This is a genomic window from Sinorhizobium sp. 22678 (assembly GCF_052044265.1).
Taxonomy (GTDB): Bacteria; Pseudomonadota; Alphaproteobacteria; order Rhizobiales; family Rhizobiaceae; genus Sinorhizobium; species Sinorhizobium meliloti_A.
Genome location: NZ_JBQEMS010000009.1, coordinates 166739 through 182313 on the forward strand (window position 1 = coordinate 166739; position 15575 = coordinate 182313).

The 15575-nt window shown below is 63.6% G+C and carries 8 protein-coding genes; 3 read left to right on the forward strand and 5 right to left on the reverse strand.

Features of this window, described 5'->3' with window-relative positions; genetic code table 11:
• Positions 1-216 precede the first annotated feature (216 nt).
• Positions 217-5004 (forward strand): NAD-glutamate dehydrogenase, encoded by a 4788-nt coding sequence (locus ACTJKL_RS15720; RefSeq protein WP_440853254.1) that lies wholly within the window; start codon positions 217-219, stop codon positions 5002-5004.
• 125 nt (positions 5005-5129) lie between these two features.
• Positions 5130-6521 carry an MFS transporter gene (locus tag ACTJKL_RS15725; RefSeq protein WP_440853255.1) on the forward strand — a complete coding sequence of 464 codons (1392 nt, stop codon included), beginning with the start codon at positions 5130-5132 and terminating at the stop codon, positions 6519-6521.
• A 335-nt stretch (positions 6522-6856) separates the two neighbouring features.
• On the opposite strand, the gene purH is transcribed toward ACTJKL_RS15725, so the two are convergent.
• The 4 genes from purH to htpX form a co-directional block, all read right to left on the reverse strand.
• Positions 6857-8467, reverse strand: coding sequence for a bifunctional phosphoribosylaminoimidazolecarboxamide formyltransferase/IMP cyclohydrolase (gene purH / locus ACTJKL_RS15730; RefSeq protein WP_440853256.1), 1611 nt, complete (start codon positions 8465-8467; stop codon positions 6857-6859).
• Positions 8468-8608: 141 nt separating this feature from the next.
• On the reverse strand, positions 8609-10294 hold the full coding sequence (locus tag ACTJKL_RS15735) for a heparinase II/III family protein (protein ID WP_379938366.1): 1686 nt from the start codon (positions 10292-10294) through the stop codon (positions 8609-8611).
• Between the two features lie 167 nt (positions 10295-10461).
• Entirely contained in the window at positions 10462-11874 is a 1413-nt protein-coding gene (locus ACTJKL_RS15740; protein WP_440853257.1) for an RsmB/NOP family class I SAM-dependent RNA methyltransferase, read from the reverse strand.
• On the reverse strand, positions 11874-12833 hold the full coding sequence (gene htpX, locus ACTJKL_RS15745) for a zinc metalloprotease HtpX (protein WP_440853258.1): 960 nt from the start codon (positions 12831-12833) through the stop codon (positions 11874-11876). The genes ACTJKL_RS15740 and htpX overlap by 1 nt, the downstream gene beginning before the upstream one ends.
• Positions 12834-12963: 130 nt before the next feature.
• On the opposite strand from htpX, the gene ACTJKL_RS15750 reads away from it, so the two are divergent.
• Positions 12964-13218 (forward strand): DUF1674 domain-containing protein, encoded by a 255-nt coding sequence (locus ACTJKL_RS15750; protein WP_324762554.1) that lies wholly within the window; start codon positions 12964-12966, stop codon positions 13216-13218.
• 169 nt (positions 13219-13387) lie between these two features.
• On the opposite strand, the gene acs is transcribed toward ACTJKL_RS15750, so the two are convergent.
• A complete protein-coding gene (gene acs, locus ACTJKL_RS15755) occupies positions 13388-15337 on the reverse strand; it encodes an acetate--CoA ligase (protein ID WP_100672642.1) in 1950 nt (649 codons plus the stop codon).
• Between the last annotated feature and the right edge of the window lie 238 nt (positions 15338-15575).

Sequence of the window (15575 nt, forward strand, 5' to 3'; positions counted from 1 at the left end):
GTGCAGACCCCCGTGACAGAATCTTCGGCGTTTTCGTTCGTTTTTGCGGTTTTTCGGGAAATTTTTGCAAAATTGGCTTCGATTTAAATGGATTTAGGTCGAATCTATGTGATTTTCTCCAAAATTCGGCTCCATTTTGCCGAAATCCTTCATAAAAACGGTCGCCATTGGGCATGGTTCTGCTAGGTTCAACCATCATGAGTGGAGAGCGATTTCATGGGCGTGAAGCATAATCCGAAGCGGGACCGGCACATCGATGCGGCCCGGGCGGCAGGGTCCAGATTCGGGGCCGAGACACTGCCACCGGAAATCCTCTTCGGCGGAGCGAGCAACGACGACCTCGACCGTTACACGCCTGAGATGCTGGCGCTCACCGCTGCCCACGCACGCAGCGAACTCGCACGCTGGGACGGCGGCAAGCCCCAGGTCTCGGTGGAGACGGTAGCAGGGGTCGCACCGGGTGGTATCGAGGTTTCGATCATCGCGATCACCGAACGCAACATGCCCTTCCTTTACGATTCGGTGATGGGAGAGGTGACGAGTACCCACCGCGACATCCACCTGGCGATCCACCCGATTCTGGTGATGGAGCCCGGCAAACCCGTGAAGCTGTTCGATCCGGACGAGGAAAGCGCGCCCGAGCACCGCGTCAGCCACATTCAAATCCACTTGAGCAGGCTCACTCCGCTGGAGGCACGCTCATTGAGCAAGCGCATCTCGGATGTGCTGGAGCAGGTTCATCAAGCCGTACACGACTGGCCGGCGATGACCGCTCTGCTCGACCAGGCAATGCGGGAGCTCGAAGAATACAACGCTTCCCGCAAGAAGAGCGACCGCGACGAGGCGCTGGCGTTCCTTCGCTGGCTAAGAGATAACAACTTCACCTTCCTCGGCATGCGGGAATATACCTATTCCGGCAAGGGCGAACGGGCGACGGTCGAGCGCGGCAAGGGCAGGGGCCTCGGCATCCTGTCCAATCCGGACGTGCGGGTCCTGCGCCAGGGCAAGGATGCGGTGCTGACCACCCCGGAAATCCTCGCCTTCCTCGAGGGGCCTGACTTCCTGATCGTCACCAAGGCCAATGTGAAGTCGGTCGTCCACCGGCGTGCCCACATGGACTATATCGGCATCAAGCGTTTCGACGCCTCCGGCAACGTCGTCGGCGAACTGCGCATCGTCGGTCTGTTCACCTCGACGGCCTACACGCGGCAAGCGTCGGAGATCCCGCTGCTCAGGCACAAGATCGAGAAGATCGTCGATCATTTCGGCTATGATCCGCAGAGCCATTCCGGCAAGACGCTGGCGAACACGCTGGAAGCCTATCCGCGCGACGACCTTTTCCAGATCGACATCGGGCTGCTCGCCGCCTTCTGCGAACAGATCAACGAACTCGGCGACCGGCCGCGGGTGCGGGTGCTGCCGCGCATCGACCACTTCGACCGCTTCGTCTCGGTCATCGTGTTCGTGCCGCGCGAACAATACGATTCCGACGTCCGCGAAAAGATCGGCGACTATCTGAAGACGGTCTATGACGGCCGGGTCTCGGCCTATTACCCGGCCTTTCCCGAAGGCGGGCTTGCACGCGTCCATTTCATCATCGGCCGCTCGGGCGGCAAGACGCCACGGGTTCCCCAGGCGAAGCTCGAAGAGGCGGTCCGCGCAATCGTCACCCGCTGGATCGATCGGTTCAATCTGCTCGCCCGCAAGGAGGGCACGGAGATATCGGTCGGTGAAGCCTATCAGGCGGCCTTCACGCCCGCGGAAGCCTATGCCGACCTCGGAGACATCGCCGCCTGCACGGCCGGCGACCCGATCCGCATCTCCTTCTACCACCGACACCAGGAGCGGCCGGATACGCTGGAACTGAAGATCTTCCATGCCGACACGCCCGTTTCGCTGTCGCGCCGCGTGCCGCTTCTCGAAAATCTCGGCTTCCGTGTCATCAGCGAGCAGACCTACGACATCGGCGTGCACGTCCATGGGGACGAGCCCCGCGAGGTCGTCCTTCACGACATGGAGCTGATCCATCGCGACGGGCACACGCTCAACCTCGCCAGGATCGGCCCGGCCCTGGAGGAGGCCTTCCTGGCGGCCTGGAACGGCACGGCGGAGGACGACAATTTCAACAGGCTGGTCCTGCTTGCCGGGCTCACCGCCCGCGAAATCACGGTGCTGCGTGCCTATGCACGCTATCTGCGCCAGGCCGGCATCACCTATTCCCAAGGCTATATCGCCGATACTCTGAACAAATATCCGACGATCGCCGCCGACATCTTCCGCCTCTTCTCCACGCGCATGGATCCGACGACGGAGGGGAAAGCGCGCACGAAGAAGTGCAACGCCTTGCTGACGGGCATCGAGGAGGCGCTGTCGGCCGTGCCCAGCCTCGACGAGGACAGGATCCTGCGCCGCTACGTCAATGCGGTCCAGTCGACGCTCCGGACGAACTATTTCCAAAAGGACGCCGAAGGCAGGCCGCGCGCGGTTCTTGCCTTCAAGCTCGATCCGAAGCAGCTCGAAGGCCTGCCGGAACCGCGGCCTTTCCGCGAGATTTTCGTCTACGGCACGGAAGTGGAAGGCGTCCATCTGCGCTTCGGCAAGGTGGCGCGCGGCGGCCTTCGCTGGTCCGACCGGGCACAGGATTACCGGACCGAGGTGCTCGGCCTCGTCAAGGCGCAGCAGGTGAAGAACGCCGTCATCGTTCCGGTCGGCGCCAAGGGCGGCTTCTACCCGAAGCAGCTGCCTGTCGGCGGCAGCCGCGACGAGGTCTTCAAGGCGGGAACGGAAGCGTACAAGACCTATATCCGGACGCTGCTCTCCGTCACCGACAATATCGTCGGCCAGGACGTCGTTCCCCCGGAGGACACGCTGCGGCTCGACGGCGACGACCCCTATTTCGTCGTTGCCGCCGACAAGGGAACGGCAACCTTCTCCGACACGGCGAATGCGCTCGCCCAGGAAGCGGACTTCTGGCTGGACGACGCCTTCGCTTCAGGCGGCTCCGCCGGCTACGACCACAAGAAGATGGGAATCACCGCGCGCGGCGCGTGGGAGGCCGTCAAGCGGCACTTCCGCGAAATGGACGTCGACATCCAGACGACGCCCTTCACCGTCGCCGGCGTCGGCGACATGTCGGGCGACGTCTTCGGCAACGGCATGCTGCTTTCGGAAAAGATCCGGCTGATCGCCGCCTTCGATCACCGCGATATCTTCATCGATCCCGAGCCGGATATCGATCTCTCCTTTGCCGAGCGCAAGCGAATGTTCGCGCTTTCGCGCTCCAGCTGGCAGGACTATGACCGTAAGACGCTCTCGCCCGGTGCGATGATCATTTCGCGTTCGGAAAAACTGGTGACACTCACCCCCGAAGCGATGGCGGCGATCGGCATCGACAAGTCGAAGGCGACGCCCTTCGAGATCATGAGCGCGATCCTGAAGAGCCCGGTCGACCTGCTCTGGTTCGGCGGCATCGGCACCTATGTGCGGGGCACCAACGAGACGGATGCGGAGGTCGGCGACCGCGCCAACGACGCGATCCGCGTCTCCGCCGAGGACGTGCGGGCGCGCGTGATCGGCGAGGGCGCCAATCTCGGCGTCACCCAGAAAGGCCGGATCGGCTTCTCGCTCAATGGCGGGCGCTGCAACTCCGATGCCATCGACAACTCGGCCGGCGTCAATTCCTCCGACGTCGAGGTCAACATCAAGATCGCGCTTGCCTCCGCCATGCGCGAAGGCCGCCTGACCCGCCCCAAGCGCAACACGCTTCTGGCATCGATGACGGACGAGGTGGGACATCTCGTGCTGCGCAACAACTACCAGCAGTCGCTGGCGATCTCGCTCACCGAGATGCAGGGCCTCGCCAACCGCACGCCGCTGGCGCGGCTGATGGCGCGGCTGGAGGCCGACGGCCACCTCAACCGCAAGGTCGAAACCCTGCCGACCGACCAGGCGATGAGCGAGCGCTACCAGGCGGGCCGGCCGCTCACGCGCCCGGAGATCGGCGTGCTGCTCTCCTATGCGAAACTGGTGCTCTTCGACGAGCTGATCGTCAGCGAGCTTCCGGACGACCCCTATTTCACCGCGACCCTGGAGCGCTACTTCCCCGCAAAGATGCGCAAGGCCTATGCCGGCGACATTCACGGGCACCGGCTGCGCCGCGAAATCGTCGCGACCGTACTCGCCAACGAAACGATAAACCGCGGCGGCCCCGCTTTCGTTTCGACGCTGACGGATGCCACCGGCTTCCTCTCCGCCGATGTCGTGAAGGCAGCGGTGCTGGCCCTGGATGGCTTCGATCTGCCGCGCATCTACGGCGAGATCGACGCGCTCGACAACAGGATCAGCGGCGTGATCCAGAACCGGCTCTATCATGAGGTGGGGCGTATCTTTGCGCTCGTCGCCGAACGGGCGCTGCGCACCCGCGCCTCCGAGGGCTCCGTGGCCGAAGCGGTTGCCCGGCTTCGCGACGGACTGCAGAAGCTGCGCGGCACCATGCGGGCGGCGATATCCAGGGAGGGGGCCGAGGAAGCGCGCCTGAGGGCCGCCGGCTTCATCGAAAACGGCGTGCCGGCAAAGCTTGCCGAGGAAATCGCCGAACTGTCGCTCATGACCCTGGTCCCTGAGATCATGCAGATCGCCACGGTCACCGGCGAGCCGCTGAGCCGCACCGCCCAGGCCTATTTCACCGTCACCGAGAGCCTGAGGATCAACCGCCTGCTGGCGGCCGCCGACCGCGTGCCCGCCACCGAGCAGTTCGAGTCGATGGCGCTCTCGCGGGCGGTCGGCGATATCGGCACCGCACGCCGCGATATCACCATCGCCGCCCTGGTCGAGCATAAGGGCGAGCGAAACCCCGTCCTCGCCTGGCAGGATCGCGATCGCCAACGCGTCGCGACTGTCGGCGACCAGCTGAGGCTCCTGACCGAAAAGGGCGAAACGACGCTCGCCAAGGTCACTGTCGCAGCCGGTCTCCTCAGCGATCTTGCACGCGGCTGGACGAAATGACACAGTCCCTCCGGCCATAACTCGGCCGGAGGGACCAATTCCGCTCCGGTCGAAGGTTGTTCTTCATTGCCCTGCCCGCCGCCCACGAACGCGGCGCGCTTGCGCAAATGCCGGGGAGGGATGAAGTGGATATCGCGGCTGGGCGAATGGAGGAGCGGCCTCGGACTTCCCGTCTCGGAATTGCCGGCTGGATGCTGTTCGACTGGGCCGCGCAACCCTTCTTCACCGTGATCACCACCTTCATCTTCGCACCCTATTTCGTTTCCCGGCTAACGGCCGATCCCGCCCAAGGGCAGGCGGTCTGGGGCTATACGCTGACCATTGCGGGGATCGTGATCGCCCTGCTTTCGCCGGTCCTCGGCGCCATTGCCGATGCGGCCGGCCCGCGAAAGCCGTGGATCGCCTTTTTCGCCGCCGTGAAGATCATCTCGCTCGCCCTGCTCTGGAACGCGGCGCCGGGCTCGTCCCTGATCTATACGGCGGTCTTTCTTGCGCTGGCGACCGTGGCCGCCGAATTTTCCATCGTCTTCAACGATTCGATGATGACGCGGCTCGTCAGCGAAAAGGAAGTGGGGCGCATCTCCAACATTGCCTGGGGCCTCGGCTATCTCGGCGGCATGATCGTGCTGATCGCCGTGGTCGCGCTGATTGCCGGAAGCCCCCAGACCGGCAAGACGGCGATCGGACTCGAACCTCTGTTCGGGCTCGATCCGGCAGAGGGCGAAGACGCCCGCATCACCGGCCCCATTTCCGCCGTCTGGTATATGGTTTTCATCCTGCCGATGTTCCTCTTCACGCCGGATGCGACCAGGGCAACGATGTCGATGGCGAAAGCAACCGCTCGGGGCTTCGAGGAACTGAAGGGCACGCTTGCCGAACTCAAGGAGAGGACCGGCATCTTGCGGTTCCTGATTGCCCGGATGATCTTCCAGGACGGCGTCAACGGGCTGCTCGCGCTCGGCGGCACCTTCGCGGCCGGGATGTTCGGATGGCAGACGATGGAGCTCGGGCTCTACGGCATCATCCTGAATGTCGTGGCGATTTTCGGCTGCCTTTATGCGAGCAGGCTCGATGCACGGCTCGGCTCCAAGACGATCGTCGTCGCAAGCCTCGTCTCACTGACGATCGCCACGCTCGGCATCGTCTCCACGGGGCCCGGTTTCACGCTCTTCGGGCTTGTCCCGCTTGGCTCGACGGACTCGGGCGGCCTCTTCGGCACCGCCGCCGAAAAGGCCTATATTCTTTACGGCCTGCTCGTCGGCGTCGCCTTCGGGCCGGTCCAGGCATCGTCCCGATCCTACCTCGCGCGCAGTGTTTCGCCCGACGAAGCCGGGCGCTATTTCGGTCTTTACGCCCTTTCCGGCCGCGCCACCTCGTTCCTGGCGCCCGCCTCGGTCGCGACGATCACGCTTATGACCGGTTCGGCCCGGATCGGCATGATGGCGCTGGTGGCCTTTTTCGGCGTCGGTCTCGTGATCCTCCTGCGGACTCCCTATCCGGCGCACCGGCCGCGATAGGTAGTCGAGCAGGAGGCCGGAGCGGGATGCGGTTTTCCTCCGCATCCGGCGTCTTAACGTCTTGGAATCGATCACGTTCATGTTTCAGGTCGAACCGACCTAAGTAGGGTTTCAACTTCTCCTCATCCTCATCCCTGTACTTGTCACAGGGATGAGAGCAGCGCCGCGTCTGCGGCGCGGGAAGCGTTCTTTCAGCCCAAGAACTTGGTCTGGCTGGATTTCTGTGACGGGCACAGGAATGAGGAAATCAAATAAGCCGCGGCGGTATCTTAAGGCGTTAGAGCACTTCCAGGTGTCACGGTTTTCCGCCCGGAAGTGCATTAGACAAAAGGGCTCTAGTGCCGGAAATGCCGCATGCCTGTGAAGACCATCGCGACATTGTGTTCGTCCGCCGCCGCGATCACTTCTTCGTCGCGCATCGAACCACCCGGCTGGATGACGGCGGTTGCGCCGGCCGCGATGGCTGACAGAAGACCGTCGGCGAAGGGGAGGAAGGCTTCCGAGGCGACGGCCGACCCGCGCGTCAGCGGCTCGGCGAGGCCGAGCGCCTTGGCCGCTTCTTCTGCCTTTATGGCAGCGATGCGGGCGGAATCGACGCGGCTCATCTGGCCGGCGCCGATGCCCGCCGTCTGGCCGTCCTTGGCATAGACGATGGCGTTGGACTTGACGTGCTTCGCCACCTTGAAGGCGAACTTCATGTCTTCGAGCTCCTGCGCCGTCGGCGCGCGCCTGGTGACCACCTGGAGCTCCAGGTCCTCTACCATACCGTTGTCGCGCGTCTGGACGAGCACACCGCCGGCGACGGTCTTCGCCGTCAGGCCGGGCGTGCGCGGATCCGGCAGGCCGCCGGTCGCAAGCAGCCGCAGGTTCGGTTTGCGGGCGATGACGGCTTTCGCCTCGTCGCTGGCCGACGGCGCGATGATGACCTCGGTGAAGAGTTTGACGATCTCTTCCGCAGTCTCGGCGTCGAGTTCCTGGTTGAGCGCGATGATGCCGCCGAATGCCGAGGTCGAATCGCAGGCGAGCGCCCGGCGATAGGCTTCCGCGAGCGAGGGCGCGGTCGCAACGCCGCAGGGATTGGCATGCTTGATGATGGCGCAGGCCGGTGCCTTTTCCGGCAGGAATTCCGCCACCAGTTCGAAGGCGGCATCGGTATCGTTGATGTTGTTGTAGGAGAGCTGCTTGCCCTGCAGCAGCGCCGCCGTAGCCACTCCCGGCCGTTTCTCGCCGGTCACGTAGAATCCGGCTTTCTGGTGCGGGTTTTCGCCGTAGCGCATCTCCTCCCTGAGCACGCCGCCGAGAACGCGGTGGCGCGGCATGGGCGTGTCGAGCACCTCGGCAAACCAGTTGGAGATCGCCGCATCATAGGCGGCCGTGCGGGCATAGGCCTTGGCCGCCATCTTCTGGCGGAAGGCGTAGCGCGTCGTCCCGTCTGCGATTTCCTCCAGCAGCGGCGAATAGTCCGCCGGGTCTGTGACGATCGTCACATAGGCATGGTTCTTGGCCGATGCCCGGATCATTGCGGGGCCGCCGATGTCGATATTCTCGACCGTGGTCGGGTAGTCGCCGCCTTTGGCGCGGACGTCTTCGAAGGGATAGAGATTGATGACTGCGAGATCGATCGCGGTGATGCCGTGCGCGCTCATGGCGTCCGCATGCTCCGCGTCGTCGCGGATCGCGAGAAGACCTCCATGGACGCCGGGGTGAAGCGTCTTGACGCGCCCGTCCATGATTTCCGGAAAGCCGGTCAGCTCCGAGACGTCGCTGACGGGAAGGCCGGCATCGGCAAGCGCCTTGTGCGTACCGCCGGTCGACACCAGCCGTATGCCCTTGTCGTTGAGGGCGCGGGCGAGTTCGACGATGCCCGTCTTGTCGGAGACCGAAAGGAGGGCGGTTTTGATCCGGACCTCGTCCGGGGCGGGGATCTTCTTGGAGGCGACAGCCATCGACCTTGCTCCTTTGGCAGCGCCGGACGCGTAGGGAGGAAGTTCCGGCGATTGGGATGGCTGCCCGTTAGCATAGCTTGTTGCCGGAAGGAACCTTCGGCGCCGCAACGACGGGAAAATAGGCCCGGCGCAGTTTCGGGGTCATCCCTCGCGCGTGAAAGTCCACTGGATCTCCGGCTGCGAGGCGGCGGAGAAGGTCACGCTTATCTGCGACGATGCGCGAACGCCGGAGGGATCGGCGAAGAAGATATCCTCCTCGATCGCGAGCGCACCGTCGCGGCAGGCGAAGAGCCATGTCTCTCCGTCGGGCGCCGTCAGATATATCTCGCTCTCGCTGTGCTGGCGCATGCCGATTGCCGGATGGATGTGGAAACGGGCGACCGCGGCCGCGTCGTCGTCATTTTCCGGATCGCTGCCATCCTCCAGCAGCAGGCGGTCGCGGCCGCGGATCAGTCGCCCGCCATTGAGAATTCCGATGTCGCGCTCGTGGATCAGGCCGAAGGGCGCAAGGTAGCCGTCGTGACTCGCTTTGACCTGCTCGATGCTTCCCGGCTCGTCCTTTCTCTCGACCGCGACGCGCGAGGGGCCGCTGATCATGATCGGGCCCAGAAACCGCGACTGCAAAAAACGGCAGGAAGAGGTGTCGTCGACGGTGACGGTGGAATGCGCAGCGGTCGTGCGCGCCATCTGCCTGAATCGTTCGCCGGCGAATTTCGGCGCGCCGGAGTTGACGACGAAGCGATTCCTGCCGGAGGACATCTCGAAGGAGAGGCAGCCGGCATGGGCGGTTCGCGACAGGTCGACCGAAAGCGGACGCCCAGTGTCCATGATGATGACGGTATCGCCCATCGACAGGCGTTCGTAATGGGCGTGTGGCAACGACCGGAACGGCTCGCCGGACGTCTCGTCATATCTGAGCACCGAGGCGAGCTCATGGGCGAGAACCGATGTCGCGCCGTTGAAGAGAGCGAGCTCCCCGCTCTGGTGGCGGAAGAAGCGGAGCGCCGGATACATGCGGTCGATGCAGGGGATGAGCCTCGAAGGCACGTCGTGGCCGAGATTGACATAGGTCTGGCGCAGCGGCAGCAGATCGAGCAGCAGCTCGAGCCCGGCCCGGGGGTTTCGGGAGAAATGCGCCCCGTCAGGCAGAAGCTGCCGCTCCAGCTCCAGATCCAGATTGCGCGACGCCTTGCGGATAGCCGAAGCCGTAGCCGGCATCGAAACGGAGGCCATGGCGAGTGCCAGGCGAACCCTCAGGCGCGCCTCTCCGTCGGTCACGGTCTCGGCGACATTCCGGAGGTGGCGGACCTGAAGGGCAAGGCTTCTCAGGAAGCGGCGATAGAAACCGTGCTCGGCATTACGCAGCACCACCGGCGAATGGGACAGCCAGGCGATGACGCGCTGCGCAACCACATCCGCTTCCCACGAGATTTCGCCGATGCTTCGGCCATGGCAGCCGATCCAGTCGTCCATGATCTGGCGCAGCCTGATCGAGCCGGCTTCGTCCTGGATCGCCCGCATGTGCCGCAGCCAGCCGAAGGAATGAAGGCGAACCGCGAACTCGTGCGACGGCAGGTCGATTTCGAAAGGCGACTCGCCTTCGGTATCCAGAACGCGGCCGGCGAGCGGAAAGCGACCCGCGAGAATCTCTTCGGCGGCGAAGGGATCGATGGCCCGAAGATCCGTGGGTGCGACGATCAGACGGGCGGGCGTGGAGCCTGCAACGCGCAGCGCCGCCGTCTTCCCGCGCGAAAGCAGGCGCGCCAATCGGCGTTGGCCTTCGCGCAAATACAAATATAGGAGCCTTGTTTTACTGGAAAACGTCATCGGCGCCCGTGGGTTTCCTCTTCAACCGGAGCCGATTCGAGGATCATGCAGAAGATCGGAATCGTGCGGGAAAGATCATTAAATATTTATCAACCCTGTCGCCATTGATAGGCGGGCCGTCCGAGGGCGTCAATTGTCAAAGCAAAACAGTCTGTTGATGAGCGCCCTCAGGCTCCCTCACGGCGCAGCACGGCGGCATAAAAACCATCGAGGCCACCGGCGAAGGGCGGTTCCAGTGGAAGCATCGCAGGTGTCGTGCGGAACTCTCCAAGCGGGGTGATCGCCTTTTCGAGCCCCGGCCAATCGGCTGCGTCGATCGGCACCCGTTCGCATCCGCCGTCGGCGACGACGCGGGCGACGACCTCCTCGCCCTCCAGCGGGTCGAGCGAGCAATTGGAAAAGACGATGAGGCCGCCGGGCTTCACCAGGGTAAGCGCATGCCGCAGCAGCCGTTCCTGCAGCCTGGCAAGCTTCTCGACGTCCGACGGGCCTTTCGTCCAGAGCACGTCGGGATGCCGCCGGGTGGTGCCCGTCGAGGAGCAGGGGGCGTCGAGAAGGGCCGCGTCAAAGAGCTCTTCCGGCCGGAACTCGGCCATGTCGCTCTCCTTGGTCCGGGCCTCGAAGCCCAGCCGCACGAGGTTCGCCTTGAGCCGCCGCAACCGGCTTGACGACTGATCAAGCGCGGTCACCTCGGCCCCCGCGAGGACGAGCTGCGCCGTCTTGCCGCCGGGCGCAGCACAGAGATCGACCACCTTTTTCCCGTGAATATCGCCGAAAAGGCGGGCCGGAATGGAAGCAGCCGCGTCCTGGACCCACCAGGCCCCTTCCGAAAAGCCTGAAAGCGACGGGATCGAACCGGAGAAGTCCTGAAGACGAACGGAGCCGGTCGGCAACACGGTGCCAGCGAGCCGTTCCGCCCAGGACGCCGCATCGGATTTCACGGTCACGTCGATGGCGGCGGGAACGAGCTGCGCCTCGGAGATGCGCTCGGCCTGGTCGGGACCGTAACAGGCGACGAGCCTGTCGAAGAACCAGCCGGGCATCGCCGGCACTTGCTGCAGCTTTTCGAGAATTTCGTCCTTTTCACGCGAAAGCCGCCGCAATACGGCATTGACGAGGCTTGCGAAACGGCGATTGCGCGGGTCGGACTGGGCCTGTTCCACTGCAAGATCGACTGCCGAATGATCCGGAACGTCGAGATAGAGAATTTGCGCGGCGGCAACGGTCAGCACGTGTTCGAGAGCCCGCGCACCCTCGGGGAGAGGCGTTTGCAGAAGCGAGTCGATGGCCGCGCGAATGCGCGGCAGATGGCGGAGTGCCGAGTTGAGAATGGCGCGCACCAGCGCGCGATCTGCTTCGCTCAACTCGCGATAGGCCGGGTTCCCGCGCTCCGGATCGAGCATTCCGTCGAGCGGCGTCTTGCGGTCCACCACCGCCGCCAGGATCTTCGCAGCCGCCTGGCGGCTCTTCAGGCCCGGTTTGGCCGCGGCATCCGCGTCGGGCCGGGCTCCTCCCGCTCTTGAGCGATTGTGCTCGCGGGATCGTTTCGGACGTGAATCGTTCTTGCGGTTTTCGGGCATCAGGACCAGGGGCCTTTCGGCGGTTCGGAACCACCGCGACCCCAGCCGGTTCTCGGGACAGAGCGCGATTTGCGCCCTGCATTATCAGGGCGGACCGGCGCCGTCGAGCCCGTGGACGCCTCGCGGGCCATTCTCTCCAGAGCCGCCACCCGGTTCTCCGTGTTCGGATGGGTCGAGAACAGATTGTCCATCCGCTCGCCCGAGAGGGGATTGATGATGAACATATGCGCCGTCGCCGGATTGCGCTCGGCGTCATTGTTATGGATGACCTGCGCGGCACCGGCGATCTTGCGAAGCGCCGAGGAAAGCCAGAGTGGATTGCCGCAGATCTCCGCGCCGCGGCGGTCGGCGGAATATTCGCGTGTACGGCTGATCGCCATCTGTACCAGCATGGCCGCGAGCGGGGCGACGATCATCGCGATGAGTACGCCGATGAAGCCGAGCGGATTGTTGTTCTCGCGGTTGCCACCGAAGAAGAAGGCGAAATTGCCAAGCATGGAAATCGCACCGGCGAGCGTCGCCGTCAGCGTCATCGTCAAAGTGTCGCGATACTGGATATGGGCGAGCTCATGCGCCATCACCCCGGCAACTTCCTCGTAGGAAAGCGAATGCAGCAGTCCCGTCGAAGCGGCGACCGCAGCGTTCTCCGGGTTGCGGCCGGTGGCGAAGGCATTCGGCTGGGGGCTGTCGATGACGTAGACGCGCGGCATCGGCAGGCCGGCATTCTTCGCCAGATCGCGGACGATCCCGTAATATTCCGGCGCGCTTCGCTCGTCCACCTCCTGCGCCCGGTACATCCGCAGGACCATCCGGTCGGAATTCCAGTAGGAGAAGAAGTTCATGCCCGCGGCGATGACGAGGGCGATCATCATGCCACCGCGGCCGCCGATGACATAGCCGACGGCCATGAAGAGGACGGTCATGAAGGCAAGCAGCATTGCCGTGCGCATGAGGTTCATGAATGAGCTCCAACCATATCGGTGTCCTTTCCGCGCCTCCTGGAAAGCCGCTTGCAGCCGCTTCGTTCCATTCGGTACGCGCAAAGGTTTCACGTGAATCAAGCTTTTCCGTTCACACGGAAGTGCCTATATGATGGGTATAGACGGCCAGCTCTTCAATATCGTTACGGAAACCGCGACCGGTATGCAGAACGACAACGACAATTCTCCCGACCGCCCCAAACGTCCGCTTTCCCCGGCAGCGCTGCGCGCTTTGAAGGAGGCCGAAGAGAGGCGACGTGCCGAAGCGCCGAAGGATATGCCGGCGGAACTGGGCGGGCGCGGCGGCCTCGACCCGGCTCGCTTCGGCGATTGGGAGATCAAGGGCCGCGCGATCGATTTCTGAGGCAGGTCGTTTCAATTTCGTTTCGGTAGCGAATCGAGCGCTGCGTCGCGGCTGGTAGAGGGCGGGGTTGAGCCCCTCATCCTAACCTTCTCCCCGCAATGCACCCTCGCCCCGTTTGCGGGGCGAAGGTGCGGCAGCGGGATAAGTGGCTCTCGCCACCCAGCTCACATCACGCGCGGTTCTGACGATTGGCGATCAGGTCGTCGACGACACCTGGATCTGCGAGCGTCGACGTGTCGCCGAGCGAACCGAAATCGTCCTCGGCGATCTTGCGGAGGATCCGGCGCATGATCTTGCCCGAGCGTGTTTTCGGCAGGCCGGGCGCGAACTGAATCTTGTCCGGCGTCGCGATCGGCCCAATCTCCGAACGCACGTGCTTGACGAGCGCCTGGCGCAGTTCGTCGTCTCCGACCTCGCCGGCCATCAGCGAAACGTAGCAATAGATGCCCTGACCCTTGATCGGATGCGGATAGCCGACGACCGCCGCCTCGGAAACGAGGTTGTGCGAGACGAGCGCCGATTCCACCTCCGCCGTGCCGAGCCGGTGGCCGGAGACGTTCAGCACGTCGTCGACACGGCCGGTGATCCAATAGTAGCCGTCCTCGTCGCGGCGGCAGCCGTCACCCGTGAAATACTTGCCCTTGTAGGTGGAGAAGTAGGTCTGGATGAAGCGTTCGTGGTCGCCATAGACCGTCCGCATCTGCCCGGGCCAGCTGTCGGTGATGCAGAGGTTGCCGTCGGCCGCGCCCTCTACGACCTTGCCGTCGCTGTCTACGATCTGCGGCTGGACGCCGAAGAAGGGCCGCGTCGCCGAGCCGGGTTTGAGATCGGTGGCCCCCGGCAGCGGCGTGATCAGTATGCCGCCCGTTTCAGTCTGCCACCAGGTATCGACGATAGGGCAACGCTCGTCGCCGACAACGTGATAGTACCACTCCCAGGCTTCCGGATTGATCGGTTCGCCGACCGTTCCGAGCAGGCGCAGCGAAGAGCGTGAGGAGCGCTTGACGAAATCGTCGCCCGCTCCCATCAGCGAGCGGATCGCGGTCGGCGCGGTGTAGAAGATGTTGACCTTGTGCTTGTCGACCACTTCCCAGAATCGTCCCGCGTCGGGGAAGTTCGGCACGCCCTCGAACATCAGCGTCGTCGCCGCATTGGCGAGCGGCCCGTAGACGATGTAGGAGTGGCCGGTGACCCAGCCTACATCGGCCGTGCACCAGTAGATGTCGCCGTCCCGGTAGTCGAACACGTATTGATGCGTCATCGAAGCGTAGACGAGATAGCCGCCGGTCGTGTGCAGCACGCCCTTCGGCTTGCCGGTAGAGCCGGACGTATAGAGGATGAAGAGCGGGTCCTCCGCGTTCATCTTTTCCGGCGGGCAATGCGGCTCCACCGTCGCGGTCTCCTGATGATACCAGAGATCACGCCCCGGGGCCCAGCCGACTTTGCCGCCGGTGCGGCGCACGACCAGGACCTTGCTGACCATTACGTGCTGCCTGGCAGCGATATCGACCGCCGTATCGGTATTCTCCTTGAGCGGAATCGGCTTGCCGCCGCGCAGGCCCTCGTCGCAGGTGATCACGAAGGTGGACTCGCAATCGACGATTCGGCCGGCCAGCGCCTCGGGCGAAAAGCCGCCGAAAACGACCGAATGGATCGCGCCTATGCGCGCGCAGGCGAGCATCGCATAGGCCGCTTCGGGGATCATCGGCATGTAGATGGTGACGCGGTCGCCCTTCTTGACGCCGTGCTTTTTCATGACGTTGGAAAGACGGCAGACCCTGTCGTACAGCTCGTTATAGGTGATCTTCTTGTCGAGATAGGGATTGTCTCCCTCCCAGATGATCGCGGTCTTGTCGCCGTGCGTCTTCAGGTGGCGGTCGATGCAATTGTAGGACACATTGGTCAGTCCGTCTTCGAACCACTTGATCGAGACATCGCCCTCGAAGGAGGTATTCTTGACCTTTGTATAGGGCTCGAACCATTCGATCCGCTTGCCGTGCTCGCCCCAAAACTTCTCCGGATCGGCAACGCTCTCGCGATACCATTCGAGATAGGTGGCATTGTCGAGCAGCGTGCGGTTCTTGGCCGCTTCTAGGACCGGGTAGGTCTTGACGTCCATAATTTTCCTCCCTGCGCATTTCTGGTCAGATCATGGGCGGATGCCGGCGGAAAACTGCGCACAGAGTTCCTCATTCCGCCCTGGATCGGCTCCCACCGGTCCTTTGCGACAATTCATAAGCAGGTCGCTTCCGGTCCGCAATTAGACAAAAGCACATTTGAAAGTGAAGAATTGCAATTTCGAGACAAGAACGGTATAGAACCCCCAATTCCCGGAAATGAGTGGTAGACTCCACGGC